The organism is Micromonospora sp. NBC_00330 (genome assembly GCF_036136635.1).
Taxonomy (GTDB): domain Bacteria; phylum Actinomycetota; class Actinomycetes; order Mycobacteriales; family Micromonosporaceae; genus Micromonospora; species Micromonospora salmantinae.
Genome location: NZ_CP108012.1, coordinates 6,868,825 through 6,884,400 on the forward strand (window position 1 = coordinate 6,868,825; position 15,576 = coordinate 6,884,400).

Below are 15,576 nucleotides of genomic sequence, written 5' to 3' on the forward strand. Positions count from 1 at the left end.
AAGTCTCGATTCCTCGGGTCGGAGAACGGTTGGTTCGGGGGACTTCGTCGTGTCGGGCATGGTGGCTGCTCCCTTCGCGTGGCTGTCGACCGAGGACACCAGAGACGCCGCGGGCCCGGCAAGGCAATTACGCCAGCCGGGCCCACGACGGGACGTGCCGTCAGGAGATGTGGTGCAGGATCACGTTGTGCACGTGGTGGCTCTTCTGCGCGCCACGGAACTCCACCTCGTACGTGTGCGTGCCGACGTGGATGGCGATGGCGCCGGTGGAGAAGAACGAACCACCCCACGACTTGTTGCTGACCACGCTCACGCTGGTGATCTTCGAGTACGGGATGCTGGTGATCGCGAACCGCTTTCCGACGAAGGACCGGTCCTGGATGATCACGCGGCGGTCGGTCAGCCCGATGAACCCGGTGCCGGTGCCGACGGCGTCGTAGACGGCGATGATCTGCTCGCCTTCGAGGAGGCCACTCTCGATCTGCTGGACCTGCTCTTTGCGGTCGTACGCGATGTTCGCCATGTGTTCCAGGCTAGAAAACCGGCGCCAGCGTGCCCACCCGGGCGACGACCACGAACTCGCCGTCGCCGTGGCCGACGGGCTCGCCGCGCCAGCCCCCGTGAACACGGTCCACAATGAAGCCCGCCCTGGTCAGAGAGGTGCGCAGCTCGACCTCGGTGCGGAAGCGCAGGCTCGCCGAGCTGAGGAGTTCCTCCCCGTCGTCGAAGTGGTAGTGGTGGGTGAAGTCGACCACTGCGTCGCGTACCCCGGTGACCTCGGTCCACGCGCGGACCTCGCCGCCGTCGGGCAGCGCGACCAGCCGGTACGAATCCACCGGGTTCCACCGCTCCCAGCGACGGTCCGCCGGGTCGCGGGCGTCGAACACCAGCCGGCCGCCGGGCACGAGCGTCCGGGCCAGGTCGGCGAGGGTACGCGCCCACTCCGCATCGTCCACGAAGAACTGCGCGACGTGGCTGGCCAGCACCGCCACGTCGAACGCCCGCTCCGGCAGCAGCGCCGAGGTGCCCTCGAGCCAGGTCACCCACTCACCACCCGGTTTGGCACGGGCGGCGGCCACTGACGCGCCGGCCGGGTCCACACCGGTGACGGTGTGCCCGGCGGCGGCGAGGGCAACCGTCAGCCGGCCGGTGCCGCAGCCGAGGTCGAGCACCCGGGCGGCCGGGGTCTCGTCGACCACCGCCCGGAAGAAGTCGTCGTCCGGCCCCCACCGGCACTCCGCGTCGTACACCTGGACCAGCCGGTGGTGGCGGAACTCGGCGTGCCTCATCGGGGGTTCGCGTCGGTAGCGGCGCTGACGAACTCGCGTACCCGGGCGGTGGTGTTGCTGGGCAGCCAGACCGGCCCTCGTTCGATCGGTGGCGCGTCGTGGATGGGCACGTAAGCCACGTCGGGGCGCGGGTAGTAGCGCCGCGTGTGCTCGCCCACCGGCAGGACTCCCCGGCCCAGCGCGACCACTGACAGCATCTCGGAGAAGGTGTTCCCGGCGGGCCCCTTCGGCACCGGCCGGCCGGACGGGGTGCGCTCCGGGGTGCGGTCCCGCTTGAACTCCACCGAGGTCACCGTCGGGTACTGCACCACCGGATGGTCGGCGAGCACCTCCAACGACACCGACCGTTCCCGGGTGAGCGGGTGACCGGCGGCCACCGCCAGCACCCGGGCCTCGGAGAGCAGCGCCGGGCCGGTCGCCATTCCGTCGAACGGGTACGAGGCGATCAACACGTCGGTCGAGCCGTCGAGCAGCCCGGAGCGGGTGGTGGACAACTGCGCCTCGTGCACCTCCACCCGACAGTCGGGGTGCCGTTCACCGAACAGGGCCACCGCCCGGAGCAGCACCGGCGCGGTCCACTCGCCGAGGAACGCCACCCGCAGCGTCCCGGTCACGCCCCGGGCGGCGTCGGTCGCGCGGTCGACGGCCTCGTCCATCCCGGCGACCAGCGGAGCCAGCTCGTCCGCGAGCTGCCGGCCGATCGGGGTGAGCCGGACGACCCGACTAGTGCGGGCGAACAGCGGTGCGCCGATCCGGCGCTCCAGCTTCTTCACGATGTGGCTGACCCGGCCGGTGCTGACTGTCAACCGCTCGGCGGTCCGGCCGAAGTGCAGCTCGTCCGCGAGGGTCAGGAACGTCTCGACCTCGTACCGCTCCAGCACGCTGTTCCCATCGTTGACCTGTGGGCAACGATCGTAGCGGCATCGGGGCTTGGTCGGCGTCCCTCGTCCGGGGATCGTGAACGCGGCAGGGAACATCGAGCGAAAGGCTCTGACGTGAGCATTGACGACTACCTGGCCGGCCTGGCCGGCCCACAGCGCGAGATCGGCGAGAAGCTGACACCGATCATCGCGGAGGCCCTGCCCAGGGCGACCGGCGCGATGTGGCACGGGCACCCGGTCTGGAGCCTGGGCGACCGGCCCGGCCAGCACCCGGTCTGCCTGATCAAGGCGTACGGGTCGTACGTCACCTTCGGGCTGTGGCGCGGGCAGGAGATCGTCGACCCGTCGGGGCGGCTGATCCCCGGCGCGCGGGCGATGGCGGCGGTGAAGCTGCGCGAGATCGCCGACGTCGACCCACCCCTGTTCAGCGACTGGCTGCGCGCGGCGGCCCACCTGGAGGAGGCGTGAGCGCGGTGCGGGTAACCGGTTTCGATCACCTGGTGCTGACCGTCGCCGACGTGGAACGGTCCCTGGACTTCTACTGCGGCCGGCTCGGGCTGGCACCGGTACGGGTCGACGAGTGGCGCGCGGGCACCGTCCCGTTCCCGTCGGTGCGGATCAGCCCCGACAGCATCATCGACCTCGTCCGCGGTGAGCCGCAGGGCGCGAACGTGGACCACTTCTGCCTGGTGGTGGCACCACTGGACTGGACACAGGTGATCGAGTCGGGGGTCTTCACGGTGCTGACCGGGCCGGTCAGCCGGTTCGGGGCCCGCGGCTCGGCGACCTCGATCTACGTGCGGGACCCGGACGGCAACTCGGTGGAGCTGCGCTGGTACCCGCAGGACGCCGGAGCGGGTCCGGAGACGGTCGTCAGGCCTCGGTGACCGCCCGGTAGGCGTCCTCGATGCGGGCGGCCAACAGCACCTCGCCCTCGGTCAGCGGGTCGCCGCTGCCGTGCCCCACCCGGATCTGGGTGCTGTCGGCCCGGCGGCTGATCTCGGGCCGCAGATGCAGCGCATCCGCGACGACCTTGACCCGTTCAGTTAGTGCGGCGTGTTGGGTATCGTCGATCACGAGCGTCCGTCGGATCTGCTCGCCCTCGCGCGTCCAACCAGATAGCAAGGTCAACGCGTCGGAAAGGTAGTCGTGCTTGGCCCTGCTGTTGAACAGCACGCGCATCACCGCACCCCCCAAGCGCCGTTGCCGGCTTGTGGCCAAATCGTCGCCATCCCGTGTCTTGTCGGTGTCTCCTAGTCTCTCGCTGCTCGGAGGGGGTGTCCACGCCCACACTTCCGTGTCTTGTTGGCCTAGCGGACGGCTACGGTACCCAAACCGCCGATTGATCTGGCACCCTGGACGCCCGTGCGGACCGAACGGGCGAATGATGGCGGGCAGGCCGAACGACGGGACCTGAAGGTGATCGTCGGTGCGGCGATCATCCGGGACGGGCGGGTGCTCGCCTGTGCGCGTTCCGCCCCACCCGAGGTAGCGGGCATGTGGGAGTTTCCGGGCGGAAAGGTCGAGCCGGGGGAGGCCGAAACCGACGCGTTGATCCGTGAGTGCGCCGAGGAGTTGGCCGTACGCGTCGAGATCGGCGACCGGGTCGGCCGCAACGTACGGATGGCGCACGGCCGGTCGGTGCTCAAGGTGTACGCGGCCCGCCTGCTCGGCGGCGACCAGCCCCAGGCGCTGGAGCACGAGGCGCTCCGCTGGCTCACCGCCGACGAACTGGACTCGGTCACCTGGCTCCCCGCCGACGCCCCCATCGTGGCCGCCCTCCGCCCCCTCCTAACCCCAACCCCGTAACCCATCTACGCCTCCGGGCCCCGACCGCGGGCCTCCCTACGCCCGGGTGATCAAGAGGTTTCGGTCATCTGCAGGCGTGATCGTGACCGGAACCTCTTGATCACCGGGGTGATGGGGGTGGGGTGGGACGTGGGACGGGGGCCGTGGCTGTAGCCACGGCCCCCGTTGTTGTTCGGGTGGTTAGTGCTTGTTGTCCTGCTCCGGGTGAGCGAAGTTGAGGTGCTCCGGAGGCAGCGGGAAGGTCACGTCGTCGCCGAACGGCGACGGCGCGGCGGCCCGGTCGAAGGTGAGCTCGGTCAGCGGCAGCTTGCCCCGGTCGTCGACCGCCGGAGCGGTCGGGTGGGGCACCTCCCGGTGCCAGTTGACGCCGCTCTGCGCCTGCGCCTCAGCCCGCGAATCGTGGGAGCCACCCGCGTGCGAGTGCACCCCACCCCGGGCGGAGCCCGGCGTCGCCGAGCCCTGACGGGCGGTGGTCACGCTGGTCTGGGGCGTCTCGCCCCGACGGAAGATCTTGCTACCAAGCCACACAAGGGGATCGTACCTGCGGTCGACGACCCGTTCCTTCATGGGGATGATCCCGTTGTCAGTGATCTTGATGTGCTCGGGGCAGACCTCGGTGCAGCACTTGGTGATGTTGCAGAAGCCGAGGCCCTGTTCGGCCTGCGCGTACTCCTTGCGGTCGGTCCGGGCGTCCAGCGGGTGCATGTCCAGCTCGGCCGCCCGGATGAAGTACCGCGGACCGGAGAACGCCTGCTTGTTCTCCTCGTGATCGCGGATCACGTGGCAGACCGTCTGGCACAGGAAGCACTCGATGCACTTGCGGAACTCCTGCGAGCGCTCCACGTCGACCTGCTGCATCCGGTAGTCACCCGGGGCCACGTCCGCCGGAGGGGCGAACGCCGGGGTCTCCCGTGCCTTCTCGTAGTTGAACGAGACGTCGGTGACCAGGTCCCGGATGACCGGGAAGGTGCGCAGCGGGGTGACAGTGACGGTCTCGTCGTCGCCGAAGGTCGACATCCGCGTCATGCAGCCCAACCGCGGCTTGCCGTTGATCTCCATGGAGCAGGAGCCGCACTTGCCGGCCTTGCAGTTCCACCGACAGGCCAGGTCCGGCGCGTCGGTGGCTTGCAAACGGTGGATGACGTCGAGGACGACCTCGCCCTCGTTCACCTCCACCATGTAGTCCTGGAGGTCACCGCCGCTCTCGTCGCCCCGCCAGATCCGGAACTGACGCTTCGCGCTCATCGGTTGTCCGCCTCTCCAGCGTCGGCAACGAGGGCGTCGAAGTCGGCGATCTCCTCGTCGGTGAGGTACTTGGCCAGCTCGGCCCGGTCGAAGAGGCCGATCAGCTCCGGCCGCATCTTCGGCAGCGGCTTGCGGGTCAGCTGCACCGTGTCGCCGTCCAGTGCGCAGACCAGGTTGACCTGCCGCCACTTCGGCTCCATCGCCGGGTAGTCCTCCCGGGTGTGCCCGCCGCGCGACTCCTGCCGCTCCAGCGCCGCCTTCGCTGTGCACTCCGAGACCACCAGCATGTTGCGCAGGTCCAGGGCCAGGTGCCAGCCCGGGTTGTAGCGTCGGCCGCCGGCCGCGCTCACCTTGGCCACCCGCTCACGCAGCTCGGCGAGCCGGACCAGCGCGTCGGCCAGCTCACCCTCCCGGCGGATGATGCCCACCAGGTCACCCATGACCGCCTGGAGGTCCTGCTGAAGGGTGTACGGGTTCTCACCGGTGTCCCGTTGCAGCGGCGCGAGGGCGGTCTCCACGGCCGCCTCGACCTCGTCCACTGCCACCTTCGGCCGGGCGGTCAGCCCGTCGGCGTAGCTGGCCGCGTGCCCGCCCGCCCGCTTGCCGAAGACCAGCAGGTCGGACAGGGAGTTGCCACCGAGTCGGTTGGAGCCGTGCATGCCACCGGAAACCTCACCGGCGGCGAACAGCCCGCGTACGTGGCCGAAGGCGGCACCCGAATCCGGGTCCACCTCGACGCCGCCCATCACGTAGTGACAGGTCGGGCCGACCTCCATCGGCTCGGCCGTGATGTCGACGTCCGCCAGCTCCTTGAACTGGTGGTACATCGACGGCAGCCGGCGGCGGATCTCGTCGGCCGAACGTCGGCTCGCGATGTCCAGGAAGACGCCACCGGCGGGGGAGCCCCGGCCGGCCTTGACCTCGCTGTTGATGGCGCGGGCCACCTCGTCGCGGGGCAGCAGCTCCGGCGGACGTCGGTTGTTGTCCGGGTCGGTGTACCAGCGGTCCGCCTCCTCCTCGGTCTCCGCGTACTGCTTGCGGAAGACGTCGGGGACGTAGTCGAACATGAACCGCTTGCCGTCGGAGTTCTTCAGGACGCCGCCGTCACCACGCACCGACTCGGTGACCAGGATGCCCTTCACCGAGGGCGGCCAGACCATGCCGGTCGGGTGGAACTGGAGGAACTCCATGTTGATCAGCGTCGCCCCGGCCCGCAGCGCCAGCGCGTGCCCGTCCCCGGTGTACTCCCAGGAGTTCGAGGTGACCTTGTAGGAGCGCCCGACGCCGCCGGTGGCCAGCACGACCGCCGGCGCCTCGAAGAGGATGAACTCGCCCGACTCGCGGTAGTAGCCGAACGCGCCGGCCACCCGGTCACCGTCGAGCAGCAGCTCGGTGATTGTCGTCTCGGAGAACACCCTGATCCGGGCGTCGTACGAGCCGAACTCCCGCTGGTCCTCCTGCTGGAGCGAGACGATCTTCTGCTGGAGGGTGCGGATCAGCTCCAGGCCGGTCCGGTCGCCCACGTGCGCCAGGCGCGGGTACTCGTGGCCACCGAAGTTGCGCTGCGAGATCTTGCCGTCCTTGGTGCGGTCGAAGAGCGCACCGTACGTCTCCAGCTCCCAGATCCGCTGCGGCGACTCCTTCGCGTGCAGCTCGGCCATCCGGAAGTTGTTGAGGAACTTGCCGCCGCGCATGGTGTCCCGGAAGTGCACCTGCCAGTTATCCCGGCTGTTCACATTGCCCATCGCGGCGGCCGCGCCGCCCTCGGCCATCACCGTGTGCGCCTTGCCGAACAGCGACTTGGAGATGATCGCGGTCTTCTTGCCGGCCAGCCGGGCCTCGATCGCCGCGCGCAGACCGGCGCCGCCGGCCCCGATGACGACGACGTCGTAGTGGTGTCGTTCGATGCGAGTGGTTGTGGTCATGTCAGGGGCCCTTTAGTTGATGAACCGCAGGTCGGAGAACCAGCCGGCCGCGAGCGCCATGATGTAGAAGTCGGCCAGCGCCAGGGTGCCGAGGGTGATCCAGGCGAGCTGCATGTGCCGGACATTCAACGCCGAGACGAAGGTCCAGGCCTTGTACCGCACCGGGTGCTTGGAGAAGTGCTTGAGCCGGCCGCCGATGATGTGCCGGCAGGAGTGGCAGGAAATCGTGTACGCCCAGAGCATCACCACGTTGAGCAGCAGGATGATGTTGCCCAGCCCGAAGCCGAAGCCCTTCGGCGAGTGGAAGGCGAGGATCGCGTCCCAGGTGTTGATCAGCGAGATGATCGCGGCGGCGTAGAAGAAGTAGCGGTGCAGGTTCTGCCCGAGCAGCGGGAAACGGGTCTCACCGCCGTACTCCTTGTGCCCGTCCGGCACCGCGCAGGCCGGCGGCGACAGCCAGAACGACCGGTAGTACGCCTTGCGGTAGTAGTAGCAGGTGAGCCGGAACAGCAGCAGGAACGGCAGGGTCAGCGCGGCGTCCGGGATGATCCACCAGCCGGGCAGGAACCGGCCGAAGTGCGAGGCTTCCTCGACACACCGGTCGGTCACGCACGGGGAGTAGAACGGGGTCAGGTAGTGGAACTGGTCCACCCAGTACCACTTGTGCATGAAGACCCGGACCGTCGCGTACGCGACCCAGGCGCTGAGCCCGATCACGGTGATCAGCGGGGCGAACCACCATCGGTCGGTACGCAACGTCTTCGCCGCGATGGCGGCGCGCGCCCGCGCCCCCCTCGGCCTCGTTGCCGTTGAAGTCATTCGAGTCGTCTCCTCGACGGGCCCGTACGGGCGGGCTGGTCTCTCTCCGGTCGGCACGCGGACCGGCGAACCCGCACCCGCTGCCACGTCATGCGCACACCAACGACCACGCCGGATCGACCGACGCAGCTAAGTGACACACGTTACGCCGATCTCTGCGAGCCGTCCGCGCAAGGGAGTGTCCCGTGTGTCTGGCCTGCGGAAAAGCCCTCGACGCGCCGGTTTGGCGGGCGCTATCGAGAATTCAGCCGGAAGCCCCTCCGGTGAAGTGCCAGGACGCGAGCCGCAGCGACGGCGCCGCCCACCAGGCACCGTCCACCCGGTCCGGTTGGCGCACCGCCCGGGCCCCCAGCCCGAGCACCGCCCCCGGCCCGAGCGCCCGCGGGTACGACTCGGTGAACCGCAGGTCACGGACCGCCCGGACGACAGTGCCGTCCTCGATCAGCCAGACGCCGTTGCGGGTCAACCCGGTGACGACGAGGCTCTTCGGGTCGAGCACCCGGGTGTACCAGAGGTCGGTGACCAGCAGTCCTCGGCGTACGCCGGCCACCAACGCGGCGGTGTCCGCGTCGACGACCGCCCCGGCCGCCGCGCCGGTGGTGCTCCGGCCCACCGCGCTGGCCGGGCCCGCCGCCGCGCCGGTCAGCCGCAGGTTGCGCGGCATCGGGCCCCAGGTGGCACCGCCCGCGACCGCGTGCCCGGTGGACTCCGCGCCCGCCTCGGCGGCGGTCCGGCGATCGTGCGCCACCGCCCGGGTGGTGCCCGCCTCCACCAGCGTCAGCGCCCCTCGGCCGGTGCCCTCCGCGTCGAACGGCAACCCGGACCCGCCCAGCGGGTCGTCCACCACTGTCACCGCCCGGTCGAACTGGGCGACGCCCGGCTCGGCGAACGACTGCCGCTCGGCGTACCGCTTGCCGTTGAAGCCGTAGAAGGACAGGTTCTGCAGGAGATCCGCCACGGCGGCCGGCTCGAACACCACTTCGTAGTGCCCCGGCGGCAGCTCGACCGGGTCGGCCGCCGCCTGCGCCTTGGCGGCCGCCTGCGCGCCCAACTCGGCGCCGTCGAGGTCGGACAGCCGGTCGGCGCTGCGCCGGGCCACCCCGTCCGCGCCATCGCGGCGGGCGATGCCGTCCATCGCCGCCTCCACCGAGCGCCCGTACGCCGAGTGCCCGGCCGAGTTGGCGAACGCCGACGAGCGGTGCGCGGTGCGGCAGTAACCGGCGGTGCTGAGGCCCCCGGCGGCGGCCACGAACGCCCCCACCCGATCGGCCCGCTGATCCGGCTCGGCGTGCGCGGTGGCCTCGTCGACGGGCGGGGCGTCCGGCGTGGGCATGGGCGGGGTCAGCCCCGGCCAACCCGGGTCGGGCGGGCAGAGCCGCGCCGCGGCCAGGGTGCGCTCCACCAGGGCGGTCAACCCGTCGGCGGTGACCACGCTGCCGCCACCGGCAGCCGTCCGACCGTCGAGGTGCACCCGCAGCCGGACCCCGACGGTGGACTCCGAGACGTTCTGGTGGATGCCCGAGTTGGCGAACCGGGTCAGCGCCAGGTCCGCCCGCGTCACCACCGCCTCGGCCTGCGCGGCCGGCCCGCCAAGACGCCGAACCAGCTCCACGACCTGCCCCGCCAGCTCCAACTCGGTCACGCTGCGCCACCTTTCGTTCGCGACTGCGGGGCTCGCAGAACCGGCTCACTCCTCGCGCTCACGCGGACACCCCCACGCGGACGTTGCGGAACCGGGCCGGCGCGGTCGGGTGGCCGGTGTGCCCGATCTGGCCGGGTTGGCCCTTGCCGCAGTTGGGCGTCCCCCAGGAGACCGTCTCGCCGGAGAGCATGTCCATCGAGCGCCAGAACAGCGGGCCGATCCCGGTGTATGTGGGGTTGCGCAGCATCCGCCCCCGCCGCCCCTTCTTGATCTCCCAGCCGACCTCACAACCGAACTGGAAGTTGAGCCGCTTGTCGTCGATCGACCAGGACCGGTTGACGTCCATCAACACGCCGTCGTCGGTGGCCGCGATGATCTCCTCAAGCGTGTGTGGGCCGGGTTCCAGGCCGACGTTCGTCATCCGCACCATCGGCAGCCGGGCCCAGCCGTCGGCCCGTACGCTGCCGCCGTAGTCCAGGCTTGCCATGGCGGCGGAATCCCGGCCGGCGAGCACACCCACCCAGCGACCGTCCCGGACCGCGTCCCGCTTGACCGCCGGGGAGCCCTCGTCGTCGAAACCGAAGCTGCCCAGCGCGCCCGGGATGGTCGGGTCGATGGTGATGTTCATCAGCTCCGAGCCGTAACGCAGCGAGCCGAGCTGGGCCAGGTCCAGCCAGGACGTGCCGGCGAACGCCGCCTCCCAGCCGAGGATGCGGTCCAGTTCGATGGCGTGCCCGACCGACTCGTGGACCTGTAGGGCCAACTGCTCGCCGCCGAGGATCAGATCGGTCTCGCCGGCCGGGCAGGGCGGTGCGGTGAGCAGCGCCCGGGACTCCTCGGCGATCTGCGCGGCGTGCGCGGCCAGATCCAGCGACTCGACCAGCTCCCACCCGGTGGTGCCGTACTGGCCGCGGTAGCTCGGCCAGGAGCGGCGCTGCGTCTCGCCGTCGCCGATCGAGGTGGCCGAGATGCCGCCGCCGCACTCGCGGATGCGCTGGTCGATCCGGTGGCCCTCGCTGGAGACGAACCACTTCGCGGTATCCCAGATCTGGTACAGGCCTTCGGCCAGGTCAGCGCCGTGCTCGGCCATCGTGCGGGTCGCGTCGACCAGCAGATCGCCCTTGTCCGACAGGGGCACCCCGAGCGGGTCGATCTGGCAGCCGGAGGCCCAGCTCGCGGTGACCGCCTGGACCGGCACCAGGTCGACCGAAGGGCCCGGCACCCGCGCGCTCGCCATGGCGGTCCGCGTCGCGCGCCGGCCGGCGTCGCGGGCGGCGGCGTCCGACAGATCGGGTACGGCGTGAAAGCCCCAGCTCGCCCCGACCAACGCTCGGACCCCGAGCCCGATGCTCTCGTCCTGGGTCAGCTCCTCCACGTCACCGTTGCGCGCGGTCATCGACTCGTAGCGGCGGTGCATCACCCGGGCGTCGGCGTACCGGGCGCCCGCGTCGAGGGCGGCCTGGACGGCGGCGGCGGCCGCGTCGAACTCGGTCATGGACCGACACTAGGCCAGCCGACCGACACCCGTCAGGGGAGCAGATCCTCCGGCCGAATGGTGGCCTGCACCGGCTCGGCCAACTCCAACGCCTCGCCGACCCTGGTCGTCGACCGCTCCACGTAGTGGGCGCCCTGTAGCTGGTAGAGGTTCACGGTCAGGCTTTCCTGCTCGACGAGCAGATACCACCTGACCCCGGCTGCGGCGTACAGGTGCGGCTTCAGCACCCGGTCAATGGTGGCGGTGTGTGGTGCGCTGACCTCACCGACCAGCAGAGCCGCGACCGCCGGCACGCAGTCGGCCGTGAGATCCAGCTCGGCCGTCACCACCAGATCGGGGTTGAGGATCCGTGTGCTGTTCAGCCGCAGGTTGATCACCGGGAGCAGGGTGCGGTCCGCTGCTGCGCAGCCGGGTTCCAACGAGGCTGCCAGGCCACCGACGATCACCTGGTGCCGGACCGACGGCGGTGGTCCGACGAGCAGGCTGCCGTCGAGGAGTTCGATCCGCTGGGCGGTCTCACCAAGGGCGAGGTACTCCGACTCGGTCCATGGCAGCGCGTGGCCAAGATTGCCGGCGGGAATCACCGGCCCAGTGCAGCTCATTCCGGATCGCCGAGGTCGCACCCGACGTGCGAGCACGAGATGAAATGTCCGCTCAGACGGTTGATCGCCAGGGTTGAGCCAACAAGATCGCGCTCGATCGTAGATGTAGTGGTTCCCCGGAGCTGCGTGGCCGCAACATCCTGGTTCGAGCACGACCTTGACGCCGCCGGCGTCGCCCGCTCCCGCTCTGCCCCGCCGCCTCGCTCCGCGAGCCGCAAGATCGCGCAACATCCTGGATGTAGTGGTATCGGGGCGTCGGCGATGCCACTACATCCTGGTTCGAGCGTGACCTTGGTGGCGGTGGGCGCACCAGACCCCGCTCCAGACCCCGCTCCTGCTCTCGGGGGCGGTGTCTGTCATCAAGATCCGCGCAATATCAGGGATGTTGCTGTCTCTGGCGCGTCGGAGGCAGCAACTTCGGGGAAGTTGCGGAGATCTTGGCGCGGGGCGCGGGGCGCGGGGCGCGGGGCGCGGGGCGCGGGGCGCGGGGCGCGGGGCGCGGGGCGCGGGGCGCGGGGCGCGGGGCGCGGGAGATGAACGGGCGTGGATGGCGAGGTGACGGGGGTGCGGGGCCGATGCCGACTCGTTACGCTCGGGCCCGCTGACACGTGCCGGCTTTGTAGCTTATTTTCACCCTCGGGACTTTGCTGTAAGTTCTCTTCGTCACTGAGGGAGGTGGCCGTGGACAGCTCGGAACCCTCGCCGTCCGGGGACCCGGACGACCGCCCCGCCGTGCCGGCGCAGCGCTCCGACCAGGACGCCTACCTGCGGGTGCGTGATCTTCGGGTGCGGTTCGACACCGAGGACGGCGTGGTGCGCGCGGTCGACGGGGTGTCGTTCGCCGTCGAGCGGGGCCGCACCCTTGGCATCGTCGGGGAGTCCGGCTCCGGCAAGAGCGTCACCTCGCTGGCGATTCTCGGCCTGCACGACCCGAAACGGACCACCATCACCGGGGAGATCTCGGTGGGTGGCCGGCAGGTGGTCGGCCTCGGGGACGAGGAGGTACGCCGGCTGCGCGGCCGGGACATGGCGATGATCTTCCAGGATCCACTGTCGGCGCTGCACCCGTACTACACGGTGGGCCGGCAGATCGCCGAGGCGTACCGGGTGCACCACCCGAAGGCCAACCGGCGTGAGGCCCGCCAGCGGGCTGTCGACATGCTGGACCGGGTCGGTATCCCGCAGCCGGCGCGTCGCTTCGACCAGTACCCGCACGAGTTCTCCGGCGGCATGCGCCAGCGGGCGATGATCGCGATGTCCCTGGTCAACGACCCGGCGCTGCTGATCGCCGACGAGCCGACCACCGCGTTGGACGTCACTGTGCAGGCGCAGATCCTGGACCTGCTCGCCGACCTCCAGGCCGAGTTCCACTCCGCGATCATCCTGATCACCCACGATCTCGGCGTGGTCGGCCAGGTCGCCGACGACGTGCTGGTCATGTACGGGGGGCGGGCCGTCGAGCGGGGTAGCGTCGAGCAGGTGCTGCGAGCGCCGCAGCATCCGTACACCTGGGGGTTGCTCTCCAGCGTGCCGTCGCTGCACGGCGACGCGGACGCGGACCTGGTGCCCATCCCCGGCAACCCGCCCAGCCTGATCAACCTGCCGCCGGGCTGCGCGTTCCACCCCCGCTGCCGGTACGCGGACCGCGCCGGCAGCCGCTCCCGCACCGAGGTCCCCGAGCTGCGCCCGGCGGGGGCTGGCGATTCGGCCGGCCACCTGGTCGCCTGTCACCTGAGCGCCGAGGAGCGCGCCACGTTCTACGCCGAGGACGTCGCATCCGTGGGGGTGGCCCGATGACCGATGAACCACTGCTGCGGGTACGCGGCCTGAGCAAGCACTTCCCGGTACGCCAGGGGCTGCGCGCCACCGGCCTGGTGCGGGCGGTCGACGGGCTCGACTTCGACGTGCGCCCCGGCGAGACGCTCGGCCTGGTGGGGGAGTCGGGCTGCGGCAAGACCACCACCGGTCGGATGCTGGTGCGGCTGCTGGAACCGACGAGCGGCAGCATCGAGTTCGACGGGCGGGACATCACGCACGCCGGCCGCCGCGAGTTGCGCCCGCTGCGCCAGGACCTCCAGATCATCTTCCAGGACCCGTACGCCTCGCTGAACCCTCGGCACACTGTGGGCCGGATCGTGGCGATGCCGCTACAGGTCAACGGGATCAAGCCGCCGGGTGGGATCAAGGCCCGGGTGCAGGAGCTGCTGGAGCTGGTCGGGTTGAACCCGGAGCACTACAACAGGTACCCGCACGAGTTCTCCGGTGGTCAACGCCAGCGCATCGGCATCGCCCGCGCGCTGGCCCTGCGGCCGAAGCTGATCGTCGCGGACGAGCCGGTGAGCGCGCTGGACGTCTCGATCCAGGCGCAGGTCGTCAACCTGCTGCGCGACCTGCAACGCGAGCTTGGCCTGGCCTTCGTGTTCATCGCGCACGACCTGGCCGTGGTTCGGCACTTCTGCCAGCGGGTCGCTGTCATGTACCTGGGTCGGATCGTGGAGATCGGCGACCGGGCGGACATCTACGAGCGCCCGCAGCACCCGTACACCCGGGCGTTGCTCTCGGCGATCCCGGACGTCACCCAGCTCGGCCCGGCGGGGCGGATCCGGCTGACCGGTGACGTACCCACCCCACTCGATCCGCCGTCGGGCTGCCGGTTCCGTACCCGCTGCTGGAAGGCGCAGGACATCTGCGCCACCGAGGAGCCCGCGTTGGTCCCCCGCGACGGCGGCAACCAGGCCACCGCGTGTCACTTCCCCGAAGGGGAAGCGGCCAGCACGGGCCCCGAAGGGGAAGCGGCCAGCACGAGCCCAGAGAGTGGGGCGGCTGTCGGGGCCGATGCGATCGTCGAGGAGGTGTCGTCGTGAGCCTGTCCCCGGTGGAGGGTGTCGCGCTGGCCGAGATCGAGTCCGGTGGCGACGAGGGCGGGGCCGCGACGAAGGGCGTCGTCGGACGCTCGCCCGGTCAGCTCGCCTGGCTGCGGCTGCGCCGCGACCGGACCGCGATGGTCAGCGGCGTACTCCTGATCTTCTTCCTGCTGTTGGGGTTGGCCGCCCCGCTGATCGAGATGGTCTACGGGATCGGTCCGCGGGAGCAGTTCCAGAACATGCTGGACGGCTTCGGCATGCCGCTGGGGTACGCGGGCGGGGTCAGCGGCGAGCACTGGTTCGGTCTGGAGCCGGGGCTGGGCCGGGACATCTTCATCCGGCTGATCTACGGTCTGCGGACCTCGCTGTTCATCGCGTTCGCGGCGGCCCTGATCACCGCGACGATCGGGATCGTGCTGGGCGCGCTCGCCGGCTACCTCGGCGGCTGGCTCGACGCGGTGATCAACTGGATCACCGACCTGACCCTGGCCATGCCCTTCCTGATCATCGCGCTGGCGCTCACGCCCACCATCACGCTGCGCTTCTACGGTGAGCGGGGGCAGGTGTCTTCCGCCTTCGGGGTGGGGGTGCTGATCGCGGTCTTCGCCATCTTCGGCTGGACCAGCACGGCCCGGCTGGTCCGGGGGCAGGTGATCGCACTGCGCGAGCGGGAGTTCGTGGAGGCGGCCCGGGCCAGCGGGGCCGGGCTGGGGCACATGCTCTTCCGGCAGTTGCTGCCGAACATCTGGGCGCCGATCCTGGTGTCGTTCTCCCTGGCGGTGCCGCAGTTCATCACCAGCGAGGCGGCGCTGTCGTTCATCGGCGTCGGCCTCAGCGACGAGACGCCGAGCTTCGGCCGAATGATCTACCGCAGTCTGGACTTCCTCCAGACCGACCCGGCGTACGTGTTCTTCCCGGGCATCACGATCTTCGCGCTGGTGTTCGCCTTCAACCTCTTCGGCGACGCGTTGCGGGACGCGCTCGACCCGAAGTCGTCCCGGTAGG

Annotated in this window: 16 protein-coding genes; 6 read left to right on the forward strand and 10 right to left on the reverse strand. The window is 70.5% G+C overall.

The features are described from left to right. Positions 1-160: 160 nt before the first annotated feature. The 3 genes from OG598_RS31395 to OG598_RS31405 are packed head-to-tail and all read right to left on the reverse strand — an operon-like array spanning position 161 to position 2,170. Positions 161-523 (reverse strand): PH domain-containing protein, encoded by a 363-nt coding sequence (locus OG598_RS31395; RefSeq protein WP_030337500.1) that lies wholly within the window; start codon positions 521-523, stop codon positions 161-163. Positions 524-533: 10 nt separating this feature from the next. Beyond that, positions 534-1,289: a class I SAM-dependent methyltransferase gene (locus OG598_RS31400; RefSeq protein ID WP_328652215.1), complete on the reverse strand. Its 756-nt coding sequence runs from the start codon at positions 1,287-1,289 to the stop codon at positions 534-536. Then, complete coding sequence (locus OG598_RS31405; RefSeq protein ID WP_328652216.1) at positions 1,286-2,170, reverse strand: LysR family transcriptional regulator; 885 nt, start codon at positions 2,168-2,170, stop codon at positions 1,286-1,288. Before OG598_RS31405 ends, OG598_RS31400 begins: the two co-directional genes overlap by 4 nt. 114 nt (positions 2,171-2,284) lie before the next feature. Here OG598_RS31405 and OG598_RS31410 point away from each other — a divergent pair, with 114 nt between their 5' ends. Then, positions 2,285-2,638, forward strand: a complete 354-nt coding sequence (locus tag OG598_RS31410) for a DUF1801 domain-containing protein (RefSeq protein ID WP_328652217.1) — start codon at positions 2,285-2,287, stop codon at positions 2,636-2,638. 5 nt (positions 2,639-2,643) lie between these two features. Next, positions 2,644-3,057, forward strand: a complete 414-nt coding sequence (locus OG598_RS31415; protein ID WP_328652218.1) for a VOC family protein — start codon at positions 2,644-2,646, stop codon at positions 3,055-3,057. On the opposite strand, the gene OG598_RS31420 is transcribed toward OG598_RS31415, so the two are convergent. Further along, positions 3,044-3,352: a 4a-hydroxytetrahydrobiopterin dehydratase gene (locus tag OG598_RS31420; RefSeq protein ID WP_238680657.1), complete on the reverse strand. Its 309-nt coding sequence runs from the start codon at positions 3,350-3,352 to the stop codon at positions 3,044-3,046. The two genes, OG598_RS31415 and OG598_RS31420, sit on opposite strands and share 14 nt — an antisense overlap. Before the next feature lie 183 nt (positions 3,353-3,535). Here OG598_RS31420 and OG598_RS31425 point away from each other — a divergent pair, with 183 nt between their 5' ends. Continuing rightward, positions 3,536-3,979, forward strand: a complete 444-nt coding sequence (locus OG598_RS31425) for a (deoxy)nucleoside triphosphate pyrophosphohydrolase (protein WP_328652219.1) — start codon at positions 3,536-3,538, stop codon at positions 3,977-3,979. A gap of 180 nt (positions 3,980-4,159) precedes the next feature. Here the strand turns inward: OG598_RS31425 and OG598_RS31430 are convergent, their stop codons facing one another. The 6 genes from OG598_RS31430 to OG598_RS31455 all read right to left on the reverse strand — a co-directional run bounded on the left by OG598_RS31430 (position 4,160) and on the right by OG598_RS31455 (position 11,707). Continuing rightward, the gene (locus OG598_RS31430) at positions 4,160-5,224 is read right to left on the reverse strand and encodes a succinate dehydrogenase/fumarate reductase iron-sulfur subunit (protein WP_030337510.1); all 1,065 of its coding nucleotides are present in this window, start codon (positions 5,222-5,224) and stop codon (positions 4,160-4,162) included. Continuing rightward, a complete protein-coding gene (locus OG598_RS31435) occupies positions 5,221-7,149 on the reverse strand; it encodes a fumarate reductase/succinate dehydrogenase flavoprotein subunit (RefSeq protein ID WP_210785888.1) in 1,929 nt (642 codons plus the stop codon). The genes OG598_RS31430 and OG598_RS31435 overlap by 4 nt, the downstream gene beginning before the upstream one ends. A gap of 12 nt (positions 7,150-7,161) precedes the next feature. Beyond that, complete coding sequence (locus tag OG598_RS31440; RefSeq protein WP_112583731.1) at positions 7,162-7,968, reverse strand: hypothetical protein; 807 nt, start codon at positions 7,966-7,968, stop codon at positions 7,162-7,164. 244 nt (positions 7,969-8,212) lie between these two features. Continuing rightward, a complete protein-coding gene (locus tag OG598_RS31445; RefSeq protein WP_328652220.1) occupies positions 8,213-9,610 on the reverse strand; it encodes a TldD/PmbA family protein in 1,398 nt (465 codons plus the stop codon). Between the two features lie 58 nt (positions 9,611-9,668). Next, positions 9,669-11,105, reverse strand: coding sequence for a TldD/PmbA family protein (locus OG598_RS31450; protein ID WP_328652221.1), 1,437 nt, complete (start codon positions 11,103-11,105; stop codon positions 9,669-9,671). A gap of 32 nt (positions 11,106-11,137) precedes the next feature. Continuing rightward, positions 11,138-11,707 (reverse strand): Uma2 family endonuclease, encoded by a 570-nt coding sequence (locus OG598_RS31455; RefSeq protein WP_328652222.1) that lies wholly within the window; start codon positions 11,705-11,707, stop codon positions 11,138-11,140. A gap of 732 nt (positions 11,708-12,439) precedes the next feature. On the opposite strand from OG598_RS31455, the gene OG598_RS31460 reads away from it, so the two are divergent. From OG598_RS31460 to OG598_RS31470, 3 genes are read left to right on the forward strand one after another with little or no spacing between them, the layout of a single operon-like run. Beyond that, positions 12,440-13,504, forward strand: coding sequence for an ABC transporter ATP-binding protein (locus tag OG598_RS31460; RefSeq protein WP_328655487.1), 1,065 nt, complete (start codon positions 12,440-12,442; stop codon positions 13,502-13,504). After that, a complete protein-coding gene (locus OG598_RS31465; RefSeq protein ID WP_328652223.1) occupies positions 13,501-14,571 on the forward strand; it encodes an ABC transporter ATP-binding protein in 1,071 nt (356 codons plus the stop codon). The genes OG598_RS31460 and OG598_RS31465 overlap by 4 nt, the downstream gene beginning before the upstream one ends. Continuing rightward, a complete protein-coding gene (locus OG598_RS31470; protein ID WP_328652224.1) occupies positions 14,568-15,575 on the forward strand; it encodes an ABC transporter permease in 1,008 nt (335 codons plus the stop codon). The genes OG598_RS31465 and OG598_RS31470 overlap by 4 nt, the downstream gene beginning before the upstream one ends. Position 15,576: the final 1 nt, after the last annotated feature.

Excerpts from the sequence above, each read along its gene's own strand:
- OG598_RS31395 (WP_030337500.1), bottom strand. The coding sequence starts at position 523 with ATGGCGAACATCGCGTACGACCGCAAAGAGCAGGTCCAGCAGATCGAG.
- OG598_RS31400 (WP_328652215.1), bottom strand. The coding sequence starts at position 1,289 with ATGAGGCACGCCGAGTTCCGCCACCACCGGCTGGTCCAGGTGTACGAC.
- OG598_RS31420 (WP_238680657.1), bottom strand. The coding sequence starts at position 3,352 with ATGCGCGTGCTGTTCAACAGCAGGGCCAAGCACGACTACCTTTCCGAC.
- OG598_RS31430 (WP_030337510.1), bottom strand. The coding sequence starts at position 5,224 with ATGAGCGCGAAGCGTCAGTTCCGGATCTGGCGGGGCGACGAGAGCGGC.
- OG598_RS31435 (WP_210785888.1), bottom strand. The coding sequence starts at position 7,149 with ATGACCACAACCACTCGCATCGAACGACACCACTACGACGTCGTCGTC.
- OG598_RS31440 (WP_112583731.1), bottom strand. The coding sequence starts at position 7,968 with ATGACTTCAACGGCAACGAGGCCGAGGGGGGCGCGGGCGCGCGCCGCC.
- OG598_RS31450 (WP_328652221.1), bottom strand. The coding sequence starts at position 11,105 with ATGACCGAGTTCGACGCGGCCGCCGCCGCCGTCCAGGCCGCCCTCGAC.
- OG598_RS31455 (WP_328652222.1), bottom strand. The coding sequence starts at position 11,707 with ATGAGCTGCACTGGGCCGGTGATTCCCGCCGGCAATCTTGGCCACGCG.
- OG598_RS31465 (WP_328652223.1), top strand. The coding sequence starts at position 13,501 with ATGACCGATGAACCACTGCTGCGGGTACGCGGCCTGAGCAAGCACTTC.